Below are 17,089 nucleotides of genomic sequence, written 5' to 3'. Positions count from 1 at the left end.
GGAAAAATATGACGTCCCGCGCTTTGGTTTTTGCGCTGCTTTCTTGTATCGTCGTCTATACGCTCCTTGTCAGCTTATTTGCTGCGGAATATTGGTTATCTGTTTTTCGGTATAGTCCGCATTGCTGCGTGCTGCCGCCTTCGGCCTGGCCTTGAAATGGCGCAGGAAGTCGAGCAGGATGCGGGCGGCCACGTCGGCGTCGTCGGCAGTCATCGTCTCCAGCGGGTTGTGGGAGATGCCGCCATTGCCGCAGCGGGTGAACAGCATGGCCACATCGGTAATGCGGGCCATCAGCATGGCGTCGTGGCCTGCGCCGGACGCGAGCTGGAATGCGGGGACGCCGGCCCGTTCGGTGGCGGCCGCAATCTGCTGCATGAGCCAGGGCGCGCAAGGCGCCGAACTGGCTGAAACGGTTGCTTCAACTTTGACATCAATGTGGCGCCGTTGACACACTTTCTCGATGCGCGCCAGGATGTCGGCCACCGCCGCGTCGCGCGCGGCGTCGTTGGCGGCGCGGATGTCGAGCGAAAAGCTGCACGCGCCGGGGATCACGTTGGTCGATCCGCCCGGCACCTGCAGCTGGCCGACGGTGCCCACCAGGGCCGATTCCAGCGCGCCCGGCTGGTGCGCGCCGCAGCGGTCCTCCACGTACAGCACGATCTCTGCGGCGGCGGCGGCGGCGTCCTTGCGCATGCCCATCGGGGTGGTGCCGGCGTGGCTGGCCACGCCCTTCATCTCGACCAGGAAGCGGCTGCTGCCGGCGATCGAGGTCACCACGCCCACCGGCAGGCCGCGGTCGAGCAGCACCGGGCCCTGTTCGATATGCACTTCCACATAACCCAGCAGGTCGGCCGGGTCGCGCGCGATGGCGGCGATGGTGTTGACGTCCTGTCCCGCCTCGGCCAGCACGTCGCGCAGCAGGATGCCGTCGCGGTCGCGCAGGTTCAGCAGGGCGGGGTCGAACTGGCCGATGACGGCGCTGCTGCCCAGGAAGGTGCTCTTGAAGCGCACCCCTTCCTCCTCCGAGAAGGCGATCACCTCGAAGTGGAAGGGCAGCGTCTCGCCGCGTTCGTGCAGCTGCTTGACCACGGCGATGGCGGTCAGGATGCCCTGGCGGCCGTCGTACTTGCCGCCGTTGCGCACCGTGTCGTAGTGCGAGCCGGTGAGCAGTGTGCGCGCCTGCGGGTCGGTCGACAGGTAGCGTCCCACCACGTTGCCCACCGCGTCGATGTGCGCGTGCATGCCCGCTTCGCGCATCCACTGCGCGATCTGCACCGCCGTGCTGCGGTGGGTCTGCGTCATGTAGGTGCAGGTCAGGCCTTGCGCGTCCTCGCTCAGTGCGCCGATCTGCTCGGCCCAGGCCATGATGGACTGGCCCATGGCCGGTTCATGCTGCAGCAGCGCGTTCAGGCGCATCTCGGCGATGCGGTTGATCTGGCGCAGCGCTTCGCGCGTCTCGTCTTCCACCTGGTTGCGCAGGCGGCGGCGGAACGCGGCGATGATGGCCTGGCGCGTCAGCCCCTGGCCGTCGGCGCCCTTCACCGCGATGATGAAGGGGAAGCTGAACTTGGTGTTGTAGGCGGCGTTCAGCTCCTGCAGCGCCGCGAACTCTTCTTCGCTGCACAGGTGCAGGCCGGCCTTGGCCTGCTCGCCGGTGGACTCGGGCGTCAGCTCGCCCGCCACCGCCGCCTTGCCTGCCAGCTCCGGGTGGGCGCGGATCAGGCCCAACTGCTCGTCGCGCGTGGCGTCTGCCACCACCTTCTGCAAGGCCAGCTTCAATGCGTCCACGGTGCGGAAAGGGCGCTGCGCGGCGGCGCGCTGCGGTATCCACGGCGAATGTTCATACAGTCCGTGCAGCGTGGCGCTGAAATCCAGCACGTCGCAGGTGTTCAGTTGCTTCAGAGTCGTCATCGTGCATTCGGGCCGCCGTTCTATGGCGGCCCGCTCCATGTTGGGTGATCTGGGAGGTGGCGATTTGATAATAGATGCCCGGATGCCGGGACTTATATCGCGGTGCCGATAACGACTGTGCGCACCGGCTATAAACTACTTCACCAGCAGGCGCGCGGCCGTGCTGACTTGCGCGCGCAGCCATTTGTGCTCGGTGGCGTGGTGTGCGCGTTCGTGCCACAGCTGGTAGAAGCGCAGCGGAGGAAACTTCACCGGCACCTTGTACGACTTCAGCCCCAGCGTGTTCTCGTAGAAGCTGGCGAACTGCTGCCCCGCCGTCAGCACCAGGTCGGTCTGCGCCACGATGTAGGGCAGCATGCGGAAGTGCGCCGACTCCACCACGATGTTGCGCTCCATGTTCTGCTGCTCCAGGAAGGCGTCGATGTTGCCGTGGTAGCCGGGCAGGATCAGCGCCGGCGCCGCGTGCGGCAGGGTCAGATAGTCCTCGATGGTCATGCCGTCCTTCGGCGTGCGGCGCGCGTAGGCGCTGTTGGCGCGCATCAGGCACACGATGGGGTCGTCGAACAGCTTGGAGATGTGCAGGTGGTGCGGCGGTTCGTCCCAGTTTGCCACCACCAGGTCCAGTTCGCCGTCCGACAGCAGGCGCACGTAGTCGGCGTCCGGTCCCAGCGCGTGGATCACCAGGCGGCTCTTGGGCGACTCGCGCCGCACGCGGGCGATCACCTCGGTGAAGAACTGGGTGTTCATGTAGTCCGGCGCGGCGATGTGGAAGGTGCGCGCCTCCTCCTGCGGCACGAAGGCCGTCTTCGGGCTGAACAGGCTTTCGGTCTCGTCGAGGATGCGCTTGGCCGGCTTGAGCAGGCTCTCGCCGTGCTGCGTCGGCACCATGCCGCGCCCGCCGCGCACCAGTAGCGGATCGCCCGTCAGTTCGCGCAGCTTGCGCAGCGAGGCGGAGATGGAGGGCTGCGGCTGGTTCAGTTTCAGCGCCACGCGCGAGACGTTTTTCTCGCACAGCAGCAGGTAGAGAATGCGGATCAGGTGGATGTCCAGGTGTTCTGGCAAGCGTGACATATCGGTCTCCCAAGGTTGGATATTTAAACTTATGCATAACAGAGTCGCATATCCGGGCCTGTAACAGCTATAACGGGAAACGTATGCAAGTTATATGTGCAAGCACAGGACTGGCGCCTTCAAGACCGCTATCGTTCCACCATCCCGGCAAGAGAGGAGACACTTTCCATGGCCGGGGGCAGGTTGATGGCCACAGGCCATCACGATCGTAGCGGCGGCAGGATAACGATCGTTCCGGAGGTGACAACCTCGCTCATCTGAAGTGCCCGCCAGAGGCAGATGAACAGACTAATTGGAAAATTCATGGAAGCTTTATTCGGATCGTATGGGGTGGAGTGGCTCAATCTGCTGGTACGCTGGCTGCATTTGATCACCGGCATAGCGTGGATCGGCGCTTCGTTTTACTTCGTCTGGCTGGACAACTCGATCCGGCCGCCCAAGCCGGGCAGCCCGCTGGCCAAGGCCGGCGTCTCGGGTGAACTGTGGGCCGTGCATGGCGGCGGCTTCTACAACCCGCAAAAATACCTGGTGGCCCCGGCAGAACTGCCGTCCGACCTGCACTGGTTCAAATGGGAAGCGTATGCGACCTGGCTGAGCGGCTTTGCGATGCTGTTCATCGTCTACTACTTCAACGCCTCGGCGATGATGATCGATAAAAACGTGGCCGACCTGTCGTCCATGCAAGCTGTGGCCGTGGGCCTGGGCACATTGGCAGGCGGCTGGATCGTCTACGACCTGCTGTGCAAGTCGCCGCTGGGCGAAAAGCCTGCCGTGCTGGGTAGTGTGCTGTTCGTGCTGATCGTCGCTGCGGCCTATGTGTTGACGCACACCCTGAGCGGCCGCGCTGCCTACATTCACATCGGCGCCATGATTGGCACCATGATGGTGGGTAACGTGCTGTTTGTGATCATCCCCGGCCAGCGCAAGCTGGTGGAAGCGATGGAGAAGGGCCAGTCGCCCGACCCGATCTACGGCAAGCGCGCCAAGGTGCGTTCGGTGCACAACAACTACTTCACGCTGCCTGTGCTGCTGATCATGATCAGCAACCACTACGCGATGACCTACAGCCACGCCTACAGCTGGCTGATCCTGGGCGCCATCATGGCTGCCGGCGTGCTGATCCGCCACTTCTTCAACCTGCGCCATGCCGGCCGCGTCTCGCTGGGCTATCCGGTTGCCGGCGTGATCCTGCTGGTGGCCGTGGCGATCGCCATCGCTCCGGCGCCGCGCAAGGCGATCGCAGCGCAGCCGGCTGCCGCCACTGCCGCCGATGGCCACGGCCATGGCGCCGAGGGGGCAGCACCGAGCGCCGCCGACGTCGCCCGCTCCGGCCACGACATCAACACCGTGCAGCAAGTGATGATCGCCCGCTGCGCATCGTGCCACTCGGCCCAGCCCACGCAAGCCGGCTTCGCTTCGCCTCCGGGCGGCGTGATGCTCGACACGCCCGAGCAGACCAAGCAGCACGCCGCCAAGATCTACCAGCGTGCCGTGCAGAACAAGGACATGCCGCTGGCGAACATGACGCAGATGACCGACGCCGAACGCCAGCTGATTGGCGCCTGGTTCGAGTCCGGCGCGAACTGACCCGCACACAAGAAGGAATGACTATGACTACCGAAACTACCGTCATCATTGATGGCTTCAACCTGACTGCGGAGCAGGTGATCGCCGTGGCGCGCGCGCCGCACGCCAAAGTGGAATTGGCCGCGTCTTCGCGCGCGGCGCTGAAGGAAAGCCGCGACTACATCGAATCGACCTGGATGCACGACGAAGCGCCGATGATGTACAGCTTTAACACCGGCGTCGGGCTGCTGAAGGACACCCGCATCAAGGTCGAGCACATCGAACTGTTCCAGACCCAGCTGATCATGGCCCACAGCGGCGGCATCGGCGAGCCGTTCTCGGAAGAAGTGAGCCGCGCCACCATGCTGCTGCGCGCGAACGCGTTCGCGTCCAACTATTCGGCGCCACGCGTGGAAGTGGTGGATCGCCTGCTGGCCTTCATCAACGCCGGCATCCATCCGGTCATGCCGCAGAAGGGTTCCGTCGGCGCGTCCGGCGACCTGGCCCCGCTGGCCTACCTGGCAGCGGCCATCGCCGGCTTTGACGAAGCCGAAGTGATGTACGACGGCAAGCGCATGTCGGCGCCGGAAGCCATCGCCAAGTCCGAAATCGGCCCGGTGAAATTCGACCTGAAAGCCAAGGACGCCTCGGCGCTGATCAACGGCTGCACCGCCTCGCTGGCGGTGGCCGTACTGGCCACCGACGACGCGCGCAACCTGCTGACCGACGCCTGCCTGTCGCTGGGCCTGACGCTGGAAGCGATGCGCGCCGAGATGGCCGCGTTCGACCCGCGCATCCAGCAGGCGCGCCCGCACCCGGGCCAGATCAAGACCGCCAAGGTGGTGCGCAAGCTGCTCAAGGGTTCCACCCGCACCACGCACGAAGCGCGCGCCGTGCAGTTCCCGGACGAGCTGCGCCGCACCGACATCCCGTACACGGCCCGCATCCAGGACGTGTACTCGCTGCGCTGCACGCCGCAGGTGTACGGTCCCGTGTTCGACGCGCTGGACTACATCGACACCATCGTCAAGAACGAGATCAACTCTGCCACCGACAACCCGCTGATCTTCGGCAAGGACGGCGGCGGTTTCGAGATCATCTCGGGCGGTAACTTCCACGGCCAGTACCTGGCGCAGGCGATGGACTTGCTGGCCATGGCCATCACGGACCTGGGCAGCATCTGCGAGCGCCGTGTGGCGCGCCTGATCGACCCGACCTTGTCGTGGGGCCTGCCGCGCAACCTGATGAGCGGCATCCGCGGCGTGAACACCGGCTACCCGGTGGTGCAATGCTCGCTGAGCTCACTGGTGATGGAAAACCGCACCCTGAGCATGCCGGGCAGCGTGGACAGCATTCCGTCCAAGGGCAACAGTGAAGACCACATCTCGAACTCGACCTGGTGCGCCCGCAAGGCCGCGACGGTGGTGCAGAACACCCAGTACATTATTGGTGTAGAGATGCTGCTGGCCGCGCAGGCGCTGACCATGACCGAAGACCTGTTGCCGGGCTTCCAGCTGGGCGAAGGCACGCAGGCCGCGTATGAGGAGATCCGCAAGCAGATCCCGGCCTGCCTGGACGGCGACCGCTGGTTCCACAACGACATCCAGGTCGCTCACTCCTTCGTCACCAGCGGTTCGGTGCGCGAAGCGGTGGTCAGCAAGATCGGCGAGTTCGTCTAAGTCCGGCTGGCGACAAGCAGCCGCAGGGCGGGTCAGGTCAGGGCGCAGCCCTGGCTGTAACCCGCCGTTCCCCCGCAGCGCGCAACTGCGCCAGCACCGCCGCCAGATCCACGATCCGGCCCGCCCGCACCGCATTCACCACCTCCAGCGCCGCATTGACCGCAGCGGCAGCAATCCTCTCCATCCGGTGCGGCAGCACCAGGCGATAGCGCCCCGGCATGCGCGGCAATGCGCCGACAAAGCCCACCGTCACGTCGCTGCCCGCGAGCCGCTGCAACTCGAGCGTGACCGCCTGAATCAGCCGCGCCAACTGAAAATGTCCGGTGGGCGCCGCCTCGGCATCCACCGGCCCTATGACATTGATCAGCCGCTCCAGGCGCGGCAGATTTCCCAGCACGCGTTTCAACTTCGCCGCAGTCGATCGCACGTCGGCCGGCGACGCGGAAGCGTCATCCAGCTCAAGGATGCTGAGCAGGCAAGGATGGTTGGAATAGCGATTTTGGCTGGAGATAAAGCGTTGATCGATGATTTTCATGCATAAACCCTGGTAACTGAAGCAGGCCACATTATGCAAACGCCAAGATGCAAGCCACATCGGCGCACCCCCTGCCTCGATGTAAGACCAGACTGACACGCCGGCTTGTGGCAATATTAACTTTCATTCAATTCCCTCCGCTTGCCATGCGCTTTGCCCTCGCCATCATGCTGTTCTTCCATGCCCGCGCCTACGCAGCAATCGACTGCAGCGCACTCGAGACCCGGCTGAGCGACATGGCGAGCGCCGACCAGCGCGTACGCCGCGAACATCAGCAACTGTCCGCCGACCCGAACCGGACGCCGCTACAGCAGGAAGACCTCGACCAGCGCTGGCACCGCATCGATGGCGCCAACACGGCAGAGCTAAAAGCAATCCTGGCGGCGTGCGGCTGGCCGCCAGGCGAGCAGGCCAGCCATCTAGCGTGGCTGCTTGCTCAGCATGCGGACAAAGACCGGGCATTGCAGCGCACAGCAAGGAATTTGCTGGAGTCGGCTGTCAAGAAGGGCGTCGCTGCACCGCGCGATCTGGCCTATCTGGCTGACCGTATCGCCACAGCCCAGGGCCGGCCGCAGGAATACGGCACGCAGTTCACCATGCCGGACCGTTGCACGCTCACCATGCTGCCGGTCGACAGTATCGACCAGGTGAACCGGCGCCGGCGGACCCTGGGCATGCAAAGCATTGAAGAGTATGAGGCGGAAGGCCGCAAGCGGCTCATCCCGGCCGATTGCCCTGCGCCTGAATGAGCGAAATGCAAAACGGGCCGGCACTTTGCAGTACCGGCCCGTTCTTTATGCGGCTAGCGGCTTACAGGCAGCAGGCCAGCATCTTCAGGCAGCACTCGATGCTCGCGCAGCAGTCCATATTGGCAGCGAAAGCGACAGCGGAAGTGGCCAGCAGGGCTGCGGCGGCAGCGCTCTTGATTGCGATGGATTTCATGGTGGGTTCCTTGAGAAAGTTGAAAAGAAGTTTGCGGAGCGGTCCGTATTCAGTCGGGCGGCGTCCAGACTTCTTTCATCTGCAAGGGGAGGTCGATCGTAGCGGGTTCGGGAAACACCGTTATTACCGCCGGCGACGGCAATGGCGCTAATTCGCCGCCGAGCATCGGCTGCACCGACGGCATGCAGCCCATCGTGGCGCACACCGCCGGAGGACAGGCTTCGTCGCAGCAGGTCTGCACCGGCTCAGCACCGGCCAGTGCGGTCTGCAGCGCGAAGAACAGCATGAGCAGGAGGAAACGGATAGTACGCATACGGAGATTGTAGCGCGATTTCGCTTTCAGGTACCGGGCGGGCGCGTCATCAGCCAGTAATCGGCACCGGTGACCGGCTCGAAGAACTTCGCCGCCACCTGGTAGCCCTGGCGCCGATAGAAAGGCAGGCTGCGTTCGTTGAACGTTTCCAGGAAGCTGACGGCGCCGGCACGGTCGGCTGCCGCCAGTCCGTGGGAGAGCAAGCGCGTGCCGAGCCCGCCGCTTTGCGCATCGGGCCGGACACCTGCGATCGACAGATACCAGGCGGACGACAAGCCGTGCGGCGCCAGGTTGGCCTCCATATTGGTGACGATGGCCTGGAAATTGGCATAGCCCTGTGCTCCCAGCAGTACGGCCAGTTCGCGTTCGCGCGCGGCGTAGGCATCGGCTTTGCGCGCGGCGTCGCCAGGAACGCTCCAGATGGCGGCACCGCTGCCTTCCGCACCGGCCAGATCGACACGGCCTGCCTGCTCGCCCTCGATCAGCGCCAGCTCAACGTAGCGCGCCAGCAACTGTCGCACGCCGCCCGCAACGCAGACCGACACGTAGAAAGGATCATCGGCCAGCGCCTCGGCCACGCCGGCGCCGTACATGGCGCGCTCAATATCAGTCAGCATTTCTCATATTTCCAGTTGCGGGACTTGCCCTCCGCTATCCATTCTACCGCCTGCTCCAGGCGGCGCTGGCGTGTCGCCTCGGTCCTGGCTTCCTCCATCCATTCCACATAGTCACGCCTCTTGCTGGTGCTGAACGCATTGAAATGGTCCAGCGCAGGCGGCTGCCGGGACAGCGCCTCGGCCAGGTCGTCCGGTACCACCAGTTCGCGCGGCGCGGCAGGCTTGGCGCGCGCGGGTGCTTTCACGCCTTCATCGTTCAGCTTCATCGCCTTTTTAATATAGGACTCCAGCGCCTTCTTCGGCGGCAGGTCCCCGATCGACGCGAGGCGGCCGAATTGTCCCATGGCCTCCCTGGTCTTCGCATCGCCCGCCTCAACGAGCAACTCGCCTTTCCAGAAGCCGAACGTGCAATGCGCCTTGAACGACGCCATGCTGCACAACATTCCGTTGTACTGGAAATGCGGGAAGCTCCACTTCATGGTCTCCTCCACGTCGGGGCAAGCCGCATGCACCACGGCGCGCAAATGCGCCAGGATGGGCTTGGCGAACTCGGCGGACTTGGCGATATAGGCGTCGACGCGCGGATCCAGGGTGGGCATGGCAACTCTCGGTGACTTTCGGTAAAGAGCAATATAACCACGCGAGTCCGATTTCTCAAGGTGCATTTGCGGCTGCGGCAGCTCCGGCGGTCCGCCGGCGCACCTGATATGCTAGCGGGCCGGCTAATGTCTGAAAGGGATACGGATGCGCTTCATTGACGTACAGTGGCTACACGCGGATATGGATGACCCGCTCCGGCTGGTTTCGGAAATCGACGGCAACGGGTATGAAACGCGGAAGCTGGAGTTCTTCAGAAACGGCAGCGTGGGTTTCGCCTCGGGCGAGGCAAGCTCGCTGGGCGTTGTACTGGGAACCGTTCCCGTTCCGTCTTTGGACGAAATCAATGCCAGCGATGACTTTGACGGCGTCGAACTAAGCCGGCTGGAGTTTGAGTCCCTGTGGGCGCAATACGGGTGCGGCTAAATACGGGTGCGCCTGGATACTGGCCGCTACCGCGGCAAAGGCGGTAGCGGCCGGGTGGCAGTTAGAAGTGGTACTCGGCCCGGACCATCGGGGTCTTGGCAGTGGCGCCTGGCACCTTGTGCGGCGTGCCGAACTTGTTGCGCCAGTACTGGTATTCCAGGCCCACGCGCAGGGTGTTGGGCTTCATGCCGGCGGCGCCGCTCAGGTCATACATGATCTGCGCGTCGAAGTTGATTTCCGGCGCGGTCGGGCCGCCGAATTCGTTCTTGCCCTTGTGGCCGATCCAGTTGGTGTAGCCTTCGAACGACCAGCCCGACTTGCCCAGCGGGATACCCCACGATGCGTTCAGCAATGCATGCGTGTCGTAGCTGTAGCGGCTGGACACGCCCAGCGGATGGTTGCTTTCCCAGACCGCCAGCAGGCTCACGTTCAGGAAGCCCGGCACGTCCAGCATCAGCGTAGGACCGGCCACTACCATGTGCTTTTTCGAGTCATAGCTGTGGTCGTTCTTGGTGTTCCAGTCGAAACCGGCAGTGAAGCCCAGGCCGCGTACCGGGCCATACTTGAATTCCTTGCCCGTCACTTTGCCCAGGTCCAGCGTGTGGCGATACAGCACGTAGGCTTCCTGCGCATTGGCGTCGTCGCCGTCCGAGTTCAGGAAGTCCACGTTGAAGTAGTTGCTGCCGTACTTGTAGCCGCTGGCGTGCGTCACGTTCAGGATGTGCTTTTCCAGGTCCTTGGTGTTGTACGGCTCGGCGAACCTGGTGCCGTAGCGGTAGCCGATGGAGGTGTCGCTCCAGTCGGCCGCGCTGGCCTGCTGCATGCCCGTGGCGAAAGCCAGAACGGCCACTGCGCCGGCGGCGCCTACTCGAAATGCGTTCATATTGCGTCTCCCTCTTTATTGTATTGGAGGCCCGATTATGTCCGCCGGTGTCATGGTTGTTATCCGTTGCCGCGTATATCCGCCAGTACTGTGCCGTATATGATTTTCATACAGGAGTTCCTGTTTCAACCCTATAAAGAAAGCGAGACACTATGGGCAAGCTGAGTACACACGTTTTGGACATCACGCAGGGCAAGCCTGGCGCAGGCGTACAGGTAAAGCTGTACCGCGTGGACGGCGGCGAGAAAGTGTTGTTAAAGGCAGACACCACCAACCAGGACGGCCGCTGCGAGCAGCCTTTGCTGTTCGGCGATGAAGTCCAGATCGGCAAATACGAACTGGTGTTCGGCGCCGGTGACTACTTCGCAGCGCAAGGCGTGGCCGTGCCGACGCCGCGCTTCATCGATGAAGTGGTGATCGCATTCGGCATAGCGGACGCGGGCCAGAATTACCATGTGCCTATCGTGGTGTCGCCCTGGGCTTACTCGACGTACCGCGGCAGCTAAGGAAGGACTTCGCCGTCAAAACAGGACGTCTCCAGTAGCTGCAAGGCCGGAGACGCACTGGCGATGGCGGCCTTCAGCGCGGGCAGCGTCTGGAACACCAGCGCGTCCGCCGTCACCGTGCGGCGCATTTCTTCGCGCGTGCCGCCCATGGCTGCGGGCTTGCGCCGCGCCGGCCAGTCAACGCCATACACTTTTGGATGCAGCACCGGCGGCGCGGTTGACGCCAGCGCCACGTAGCTTGCTCCGGCGTTGCGCGCCAGCTGCACCACCTCCCGGCTGCTCGCGCCATCCACGATGGCGTCTTCCACCAGCAGCATGCGCTTGCCCTTGAATTCGGCCCCAATGGCGTTCAGCCGCTGGCTCACCGCGCGCCGGGCCGGGCCGGCCGGCAGCTCGAAGCTGCGGCCGGGATAGCGGTGCTGGATAAAACCCTCGCGATAGTCGATGGCCAGCTTGAGCGCCAGCTGGATGGCCGCGGGGCGCGAGATGTCATCCACCGGCATCACGACGTCGATGGCGGAGGCATCGAGTTCGCTGCGCACCTGTTCGGCCAGCAGTTCGCCCAGTTTCAGGCGCGCCGCATAGACCGAGGCGCCGTCGATCACCGAGTCCGGCCGCGCCAGGCTGACAAATTCGAATGCGCTGGGGCGCGCGGCAGGGACGGGCGCTTGCGAGCCGGCCACCAGCTGGCGTGCCGACAGCGTGCCGGCCGCGCCGATGAAGACCGCCTCGCCCGGCGCCACGTCGCGCAGGAAGCGGAAACCCATGCCGTCCAAGGCTACCGACTCGCTGGCCAGCATATACTCGGTTCTCCCGCCAGACCCGCGCGCCCCTAGGCACAAGGGGCGCACGCCGAGCGGGTCGCGGAACGCCAGCAAGCCCTGGCCCGCGATCTGCGCCACCGCCGCATACGAACCCTGGACGCGCGCCTGCAGCGCTGCGACGGCTGCGAACAGCGCGTCCGCAGAGAAGCTCGCACCCTGGCTGGCCGCGTGCAATTCATGGGCCAGTACGTTCAGCAGCACTTCTGCATCGGAGGCGGTGTTCATATGGCGGCGGCCGGCCACCGACAGTTCGGCGCGCAGGGCGTCGCCGTTGCTAAGCCAGCCGTTTTGCGCCAGCGTGATGCCGAAGGGCGCGTTCACATAGAAAGGCTGTGCCTCCTCGTCGCACGAGGGGCCATAGGCAGCGCAACTGCAATGGCCGATGCCCGCGTTGCCGCGCAGTGAGCGCATATTGCGGGTGCGGAAAACATCCGTCACCAGGCCGTTCGCCTTGTGCATGGCGAACACGCTGTCGTTGTCGGTAGCGATGCCTGCGGCCTGCTGGCCGCGATGCTGCAGCAACAGCAGCGCATCGTAAATGGTTTGATTTGCAGGGGCGTGCGTAACCACGCCGACGATGCCACACATGGTCGGACTCCTCGAAATTACAAGCGAGACAGTAGCGCGCAACGCCGCAGGGCAGGCGGGCGCCGCATGCATAGCGCCCATAACCGCAGCGATATGAAACCGCGCATACCGGGTGATAGCCTCTCATGGCATGTGGTCAGAGTTCGTCTAACCCTGCCGCCCTACATCCAACTACCCAAGCAATCATGAACAAAATACCAAATGAGACAAGCGTAAAGGCCTTTCGCGCCAGCATCCTGCACTTTATCGCCGACCCGGCGTTCAGCGACCAGGCCCACCGCTGGCATGAAGACGGCCTGCTGGTGATCCAGGACGGCCGCGTACAAGTGGCAGGCGACTACGAGCAGCTCAAGAACACGCTCCCGGACGGCACGCTGGTGCGCGACTATCGCGGCAAGATCATCATGCCCGGCTTCATCGACACCCACATCCACTACCCGCAGACCGACATGATCGCCTCGCCGGCGCCCGGCTTGCTGCCATGGCTGGACACCTACACCTTCCCGACCGAGCGCCAGTTCAAGGACCCCGAGCATGCGCGCGGCGTGGCCGACTTCTTCCTCGATGAGCTGCTGCGCTGCGGCACCACCACCGCAATGGTCTACTGCACCGTGCATCCGGAATCGGTGGACGCGTTCTTCGGCGCCAGCGAACAGCGCAACCTGCGCATGGCGGCCGGCAAGGTGATGATGGACCGGAACTGTCCCGACTTCCTGCAGGACACCGCCGAGGGCGGCGCGCGCGAGAGCGAAGAGCTGATCAAGCGCTGGCACAACAAGGGCCGCAACATGTACGCGCTCACGCCGCGCTTCGCGCCCACCTCCACCGAGGCGCAGTTGCAGCTGGCGGGCGAGCTGGCGCAAGCCTACCCGGACACCTTCGTGCAGACCCACGTTGCCGAGAACACCGACGAAGTGGCGTGGGTGAAGTCCCTGTTCCCGAAAGCGCGCAGCTACCTGGACGTGTACGACAAGTACGGCATGCTGCGTCCGCGCTCCATGTACGCGCACTGCATCTGGCTCGACAACGAAGACCGCGCGCGCATGGCCGCCACAGGCGCCGCCGTGTCGATGTGCGCCACGTCCAACCTGTTCCTGGGCAGCGGCCTGTTCGACTTCGCCGGGGCCGACAAGGCCAAGGTAGCCCTGTCGCTGGCGACCGACGTCGGTGGCGGCACCTCGTTCTCGATGCTGCAAACGATGAACGAGACCTACAAAGTAGCGCGCATGGGCGGCACCTACATGCCCGCGCTGCGCATGTTCTACCTGGCCACGCTGGGCGGCGCGCGCAGCATGCAGCTGGAAGGCACGATAGGCAATTTCGTGGCCGGCGCCGAGGCCGACTTCATCGTGCTCGACCCGAAAGCCACGCCGCTGCTCGAACGCCGCAGCACGCGCACCAACAGCCTGGAAGAGCTGCTGTTCGCGCTGGCCCTGCTGGGCGACGACCGCGCCATCAGCGCCACCTACGCGGCCGGCAAGCAAGTCCACCAGCGCGGAGAGTAAAGAAAAAAAAGCCGGCAAACGCCGGCTTTGTCGAATCAGTTGCAGTCCATCAAAATGGGGTCAGGGTTAATTATTTTTGCAATATTAACCCTGACCCCATTTTGTTTTCGCCCGCGCCGACGGTAGGCAAGTCAACCAGCGTGGCGAGTAACCACCCAAGCCGGCGCGAGCCGGCTCTTTCTATGCTGTTGCATCTCGTAAAATCGGGGTCAGGGTTAATATTGCAAAAATAATTAACCCTGACCCCATTTTGGTTTACGGCATTATTGCGGCCAGATTTCGGCGAGGCGCAGCAGGTTGGTGGTGCCGGGTTGGCCGAAGGGAGTGCCGGCGGCGATGGCGATCTGGTCGCCGGTCTTGACGAAGCCCTCGCGCAGTGCGGTACGGCACGCTGCGGCCACCATCTCGTCCACGCTGTGTACGTCCGCGCTGACGGTGCTGTGCACGCCCCAGGCCAGCGCCAGCCGGCGCGCGGTGTCGCGGTTGGGAGTGATGCTGACGATCGGTGCGGCCGGCCGCTCGCGTGCTGCGCGCAGGCTGCTGTGGCCGGAGGTAGTGTAGGTGACCGTGGCGACCACGCCGATGATCTGCGTCACGTCGCGCAGCGCGGCGCAGATGGCGTCGCCCTTGGTCGCCAGCGGCGCTTCGTGCTGGGCGTCGATCAGTGCCTGGTAGGAGGGGTCGCGCTCGACCTCGGAGATGATGCGGTTCATGATGGCGACCGCCCGCACGGGGTAGGCGCCGCTGGCCGACTCGGCCGAGAGCATCACCGCGTCCGCGCCTTCGTACACGGCGTTGGCGACGTCGGATGCTTCGGCGCGGGTCGGCACCGGGGCGCTGATCATCGATTCAAGCATCTGCGTGGCCACCACGACCGGTTTGCCATGCTTGCGGCACATGCGCACGATGCGTTTCTGGACGCCGGGCACGCGCTCGGGCGGCAGTTCCACGCCCAGGTCGCCACGGGCAACCATCACGGCGTCCGATGCGGCGACGATCTCTTCCAGCCGGTCCAGCGCGGCCGGCTTCTCCAGCTTGGACAGCACGCCGGCGCGGCCTTTGACGATGGCTTGCGCTTCCTTCACGTCCTCCGGGCGCTGCACGAAGGACAGGGCGATCCAGTCCACGCCGAGGTCGAGCGCGAAGTCCAGGTCCTGGCGGTCCTTGACGGTCAGCGCGGGGATGGGCAGCACGGCGTCCGGCACATTCACGCCTTTTCGGTCGGACAGCACGCCGCTGTTGACCACGCGGGTGCGGATGGAGGTGGCGTCGCTGGCCAGCACTTCGAGGCGGATCTTGCCGTCGTCCAGCAGCAGCGATTGGCCGGCGGTCACCGCGGCGAACAGTTCGGGATGCGGCAGGCACACGCGCGTGGCGTTGCCCTGGTCCGGATTCTGGTCGAGCACGAATTCGGCGCCGGCATTGACGTTCACCTTGCCGCCGCTGAATTGGCCGATGCGCAGCTTGGGGCCTTGCAGGTCGGCCAGGATGGCGATCGGGCGGCCCAGTTCCTGTTCGATGTCGCGCACGATGTTGTAGCGCAGTTGGTGGTCGGCGTGGCTGCCGTGGCTGAAGTTGAAGCGAAATACGTCGGCGCCTGCTTCGAACAGCGCTTTGATGGTGCTGCGTTCGGAGCTGGCTGGGCCCAGGGTGGCCACTATTTTGGCTTTACGTTCACGGCGCATGATTGGTCTCTATTGTTTTCGAAGGACGGGGTTTTGGACGGGCAAAGCGAAACGCGCCGTGCTGGGAGCACGGCGCGCGGGGCATTACAGGATGAGGATGGCGCGGAAGTCGTTGACGTTGGTGCGGGTCGGACCGCTCACCACCAAATCGTCCAGCGCACTGAAGAAGCTGTAGGCGTCGTTGTTGGCCAGCAGGGCCTTGCCGCTGACGCCTTTGGCGTCGGCACGGGCCAGCGTGCCGGGCGCGTACAGGGCGCCGGCGTTGTCTTCCGAACCGTCGATGCCGTCGGTATCGCAGGCGATGGCGTGCACGCCGGGCGCCGCTTCCAGGGCCAGCGCGAGGCTGAGCAGGAATTCGACGTTGCGCCCGCCACGGCCGTTGCCGCGCACGGTGACGGTGGTTTCGCCGCCGGACAGAATCACGCAGGGACGCTGGAATGGCTGGCCGCGCGCGATGACCTGGCGCGCCAGGGCGGCGTGCATCAGGCCGATGTCGCGCGCTTCGCCTTCGATGCCGTCGGACAGGATATAGGGGGTGATGCCGGCATCGCGCGCCTTGTCGGCGGCCGCTTCCAGCGCGTCCTGCGCGGTGGCGATGACGTGGTGGCTGTTGCGTTCGAAGCGCGGGTCGCCCGGTTTCGGCGTTTCGCTGGCGGGCGATTCGAGGTGGGCGTGCACGCTTTGCGGGATGTCGATCTTGTACTTGCGCAGGATGGCCAGCGCTTCGGCGCTGGTGCTGGCGTCCTGCAGCGTGGGGCCGCTGGCGATCACGCGCGGGTCGTCGCCCGGTACGTCGGAGATCAGCAGCGTGACCACGCGCGCTTTGCCGCAGGCCAGGGCCAGGCGGCCGCCCTTGATGGCCGACAGGTGTTTGCGCACGCAGTTCATTTCGCCGATCGCGGCGCCGCTGCGCAGCAGGGCTTTGTTCAGGGCTTGTTTCTCGGCCAGCGTGATGCCTTCTGCGGGCAGGGCGAGCAGGGCTGAGCCGCCGCCGGAGATCAGGCACAGTACCAGGTCGTCTTCGGTCAGCCCTTGCACCATGTCGAGCATGCGCGCGGCGGCCTGCCGGCCGGCTTCGTCGGGCACGGGGTGGGACGCTTCGACTACCTCGATCTGTTCGGTCCTGGCGCCGTGGCCGTAGCGGGTGACGACCAGTCCGGACAAGGGGCCGTTCCAGTTGCGCTCGACCGCTTCCGCCATCGCCGCCGCGCCTTTGCCTGCGCCGATGACGAGGGTTCTGCCGTTGACGGGGGGCTGCGGCAGGAATTCTGCCAGCAGCGTGCGCGGATGCACGGCGCTGATGGCCGTGTTGTACAGGTCGAGCAAGAACTGGCGAGGGTCTGGAACGGACATGATGGGATTCTCTCTTCGTTGTTTCTGTTTCGGGCGGAGCTGGCGGGTTAGGCGCTGCGCGCTAACCCGCCCTACGGCGTGTCGGTAT

At 64.7% G+C, this 17,089-nt stretch carries 17 protein-coding genes; 6 read left to right on the top strand and 11 right to left on the bottom strand.

Annotated elements, in window-relative coordinates; genetic code table 11:
- Positions 1 to 69: 69 nt before the first annotated feature.
- Both ASD15_RS13615 and ASD15_RS13610 read right to left on the bottom strand, forming a co-directional pair.
- Positions 70 to 1,911, bottom strand: a complete 1,842-nt coding sequence (locus ASD15_RS13615; protein WP_082551825.1) for an allantoate amidohydrolase — start codon at positions 1,909 to 1,911, stop codon at positions 70 to 72.
- Between the two features lie 135 nt (positions 1,912 to 2,046).
- Positions 2,047 to 2,982 carry a LysR family transcriptional regulator gene (locus tag ASD15_RS13610; protein WP_057155523.1) on the bottom strand — a complete coding sequence of 312 codons (936 nt, stop codon included), beginning with the start codon at positions 2,980 to 2,982 and terminating at the stop codon, positions 2,047 to 2,049.
- A gap of 303 nt (positions 2,983 to 3,285) precedes the next feature.
- On the opposite strand from ASD15_RS13610, the gene ASD15_RS13605 reads away from it, so the two are divergent.
- Both ASD15_RS13605 and hutH read left to right on the top strand, forming a co-directional pair.
- Complete coding sequence (locus ASD15_RS13605) at positions 3,286 to 4,569, top strand: urate hydroxylase PuuD (protein WP_057155522.1); 1,284 nt, start codon at positions 3,286 to 3,288, stop codon at positions 4,567 to 4,569.
- A gap of 23 nt (positions 4,570 to 4,592) precedes the next feature.
- Entirely contained in the window at positions 4,593 to 6,227 is a 1,635-nt protein-coding gene (gene hutH, locus ASD15_RS13600; RefSeq protein ID WP_157200937.1) for a histidine ammonia-lyase, read from the top strand.
- Positions 6,228 to 6,264: 37 nt separating this feature from the next.
- On the opposite strand, the gene ASD15_RS13595 is transcribed toward hutH, so the two are convergent.
- Complete coding sequence (locus ASD15_RS13595; protein WP_057155520.1) at positions 6,265 to 6,762, bottom strand: hypothetical protein; 498 nt, start codon at positions 6,760 to 6,762, stop codon at positions 6,265 to 6,267.
- 146 nt (positions 6,763 to 6,908) lie between these two features.
- Between ASD15_RS13595 and ASD15_RS13590 the strand changes: the two genes are divergently transcribed.
- Positions 6,909 to 7,511 (top strand): DUF6624 domain-containing protein, encoded by a 603-nt coding sequence (locus tag ASD15_RS13590; protein WP_057155519.1) that lies wholly within the window; start codon positions 6,909 to 6,911, stop codon positions 7,509 to 7,511.
- 61 nt (positions 7,512 to 7,572) lie between these two features.
- Here the strand turns inward: ASD15_RS13590 and ASD15_RS33530 are convergent, their stop codons facing one another.
- From ASD15_RS33530 to ASD15_RS13575, 4 genes are read right to left on the bottom strand one after another with little or no spacing between them, the layout of a single operon-like run.
- Positions 7,573 to 7,704, bottom strand: a complete 132-nt coding sequence (locus ASD15_RS33530; RefSeq protein ID WP_267877828.1) for a hypothetical protein — start codon at positions 7,702 to 7,704, stop codon at positions 7,573 to 7,575.
- Positions 7,705 to 7,753: 49 nt separating this feature from the next.
- Entirely contained in the window at positions 7,754 to 8,017 is a 264-nt protein-coding gene (locus tag ASD15_RS13585) for a hypothetical protein (protein ID WP_057155518.1), read from the bottom strand.
- Positions 8,018 to 8,043: 26 nt separating this feature from the next.
- Positions 8,044 to 8,634, bottom strand: coding sequence for an N-acetyltransferase (locus ASD15_RS13580; RefSeq protein WP_057155517.1), 591 nt, complete (start codon positions 8,632 to 8,634; stop codon positions 8,044 to 8,046).
- Complete coding sequence (locus ASD15_RS13575; RefSeq protein WP_057155516.1) at positions 8,628 to 9,233, bottom strand: YdeI family protein; 606 nt, start codon at positions 9,231 to 9,233, stop codon at positions 8,628 to 8,630. The genes ASD15_RS13580 and ASD15_RS13575 overlap by 7 nt, the downstream gene beginning before the upstream one ends.
- Positions 9,234 to 9,378: 145 nt before the next feature.
- Between ASD15_RS13575 and ASD15_RS13570 the strand changes: the two genes are divergently transcribed.
- Positions 9,379 to 9,657, top strand: coding sequence for a hypothetical protein (locus tag ASD15_RS13570; protein WP_057155515.1), 279 nt, complete (start codon positions 9,379 to 9,381; stop codon positions 9,655 to 9,657).
- A gap of 61 nt (positions 9,658 to 9,718) precedes the next feature.
- Here the strand turns inward: ASD15_RS13570 and ASD15_RS13565 are convergent, their stop codons facing one another.
- Positions 9,719 to 10,540 (bottom strand): hypothetical protein, encoded by an 822-nt coding sequence (locus ASD15_RS13565; protein WP_057155514.1) that lies wholly within the window; start codon positions 10,538 to 10,540, stop codon positions 9,719 to 9,721.
- A gap of 152 nt (positions 10,541 to 10,692) precedes the next feature.
- On the opposite strand from ASD15_RS13565, the gene uraH reads away from it, so the two are divergent.
- On the top strand, positions 10,693 to 11,046 hold the full coding sequence (gene uraH, locus ASD15_RS13560) for a hydroxyisourate hydrolase (RefSeq protein ID WP_057155513.1): 354 nt from the start codon (positions 10,693 to 10,695) through the stop codon (positions 11,044 to 11,046).
- On the opposite strand, the gene purF is transcribed toward uraH, so the two are convergent.
- On the bottom strand, positions 11,043 to 12,458 hold the full coding sequence (purF, locus tag ASD15_RS13555) for an amidophosphoribosyltransferase (protein WP_057155512.1): 1,416 nt from the start codon (positions 12,456 to 12,458) through the stop codon (positions 11,043 to 11,045). The two genes, uraH and purF, sit on opposite strands and share 4 nt — an antisense overlap.
- Positions 12,459 to 12,643: 185 nt before the next feature.
- On the opposite strand from purF, the gene guaD reads away from it, so the two are divergent.
- Complete coding sequence (gene guaD / locus ASD15_RS13550; protein ID WP_057155511.1) at positions 12,644 to 13,963, top strand: guanine deaminase; 1,320 nt, start codon at positions 12,644 to 12,646, stop codon at positions 13,961 to 13,963.
- 263 nt (positions 13,964 to 14,226) lie between these two features.
- On the opposite strand, the gene pyk is transcribed toward guaD, so the two are convergent.
- Positions 14,227 to 15,648 (bottom strand): pyruvate kinase, encoded by a 1,422-nt coding sequence (pyk, locus tag ASD15_RS13545; RefSeq protein ID WP_057155510.1) that lies wholly within the window; start codon positions 15,646 to 15,648, stop codon positions 14,227 to 14,229.
- A gap of 84 nt (positions 15,649 to 15,732) precedes the next feature.
- A complete protein-coding gene (locus tag ASD15_RS13540) occupies positions 15,733 to 17,001 on the bottom strand; it encodes a glycerate kinase (protein ID WP_057155509.1) in 1,269 nt (422 codons plus the stop codon).
- Between the last annotated feature and the right edge of the window lie 88 nt (positions 17,002 to 17,089).

It is taken from the genome of Massilia sp. Root351, assembly GCF_001425045.1.
In the GTDB taxonomy this organism is placed as follows: domain Bacteria; phylum Pseudomonadota; class Gammaproteobacteria; order Burkholderiales; family Burkholderiaceae_D; genus Rugamonas.
This window is presented reverse-complemented; position numbering and strand designations above follow the sequence as displayed.

Bases quoted from the DNA above. Each gene is read 5' to 3' on its own strand.
- ASD15_RS13615 (WP_082551825.1), bottom strand. From the start codon at position 1,911: ATGACGACTCTGAAGCAACTGAACACCTGCGACGTGCTGGATTTCAGC.
- ASD15_RS13610 (WP_057155523.1), bottom strand. From the start codon at position 2,982: ATGTCACGCTTGCCAGAACACCTGGACATCCACCTGATCCGCATTCTC.
- ASD15_RS13605 (WP_057155522.1), top strand. From the start codon at position 3,286: ATGGAAGCTTTATTCGGATCGTATGGGGTGGAGTGGCTCAATCTGCTG.
- hutH (WP_157200937.1), top strand. From the start codon at position 4,593: ATGACTACCGAAACTACCGTCATCATTGATGGCTTCAACCTGACTGCG.
- ASD15_RS13595 (WP_057155520.1), bottom strand. From the start codon at position 6,762: ATGAAAATCATCGATCAACGCTTTATCTCCAGCCAAAATCGCTATTCC.
- ASD15_RS13590 (WP_057155519.1), top strand. From the start codon at position 6,909: ATGCGCTTTGCCCTCGCCATCATGCTGTTCTTCCATGCCCGCGCCTAC.
- ASD15_RS33530 (WP_267877828.1), bottom strand. From the start codon at position 7,704: ATGAAATCCATCGCAATCAAGAGCGCTGCCGCCGCAGCCCTGCTGGCC.
- ASD15_RS13585 (WP_057155518.1), bottom strand. From the start codon at position 8,017: ATGCGTACTATCCGTTTCCTCCTGCTCATGCTGTTCTTCGCGCTGCAG.
- ASD15_RS13580 (WP_057155517.1), bottom strand. From the start codon at position 8,634: ATGCTGACTGATATTGAGCGCGCCATGTACGGCGCCGGCGTGGCCGAG.
- ASD15_RS13575 (WP_057155516.1), bottom strand. From the start codon at position 9,233: ATGCCCACCCTGGATCCGCGCGTCGACGCCTATATCGCCAAGTCCGCC.
- ASD15_RS13570 (WP_057155515.1), top strand. From the start codon at position 9,379: ATGCGCTTCATTGACGTACAGTGGCTACACGCGGATATGGATGACCCG.
- ASD15_RS13565 (WP_057155514.1), bottom strand. From the start codon at position 10,540: ATGAACGCATTTCGAGTAGGCGCCGCCGGCGCAGTGGCCGTTCTGGCT.
- uraH (WP_057155513.1), top strand. From the start codon at position 10,693: ATGGGCAAGCTGAGTACACACGTTTTGGACATCACGCAGGGCAAGCCT.
- purF (WP_057155512.1), bottom strand. From the start codon at position 12,458: ATGTGTGGCATCGTCGGCGTGGTTACGCACGCCCCTGCAAATCAAACC.
- guaD (WP_057155511.1), top strand. From the start codon at position 12,644: ATGAACAAAATACCAAATGAGACAAGCGTAAAGGCCTTTCGCGCCAGC.
- pyk (WP_057155510.1), bottom strand. From the start codon at position 15,648: ATGCGCCGTGAACGTAAAGCCAAAATAGTGGCCACCCTGGGCCCAGCC.
- ASD15_RS13540 (WP_057155509.1), bottom strand. From the start codon at position 17,001: ATGTCCGTTCCAGACCCTCGCCAGTTCTTGCTCGACCTGTACAACACG.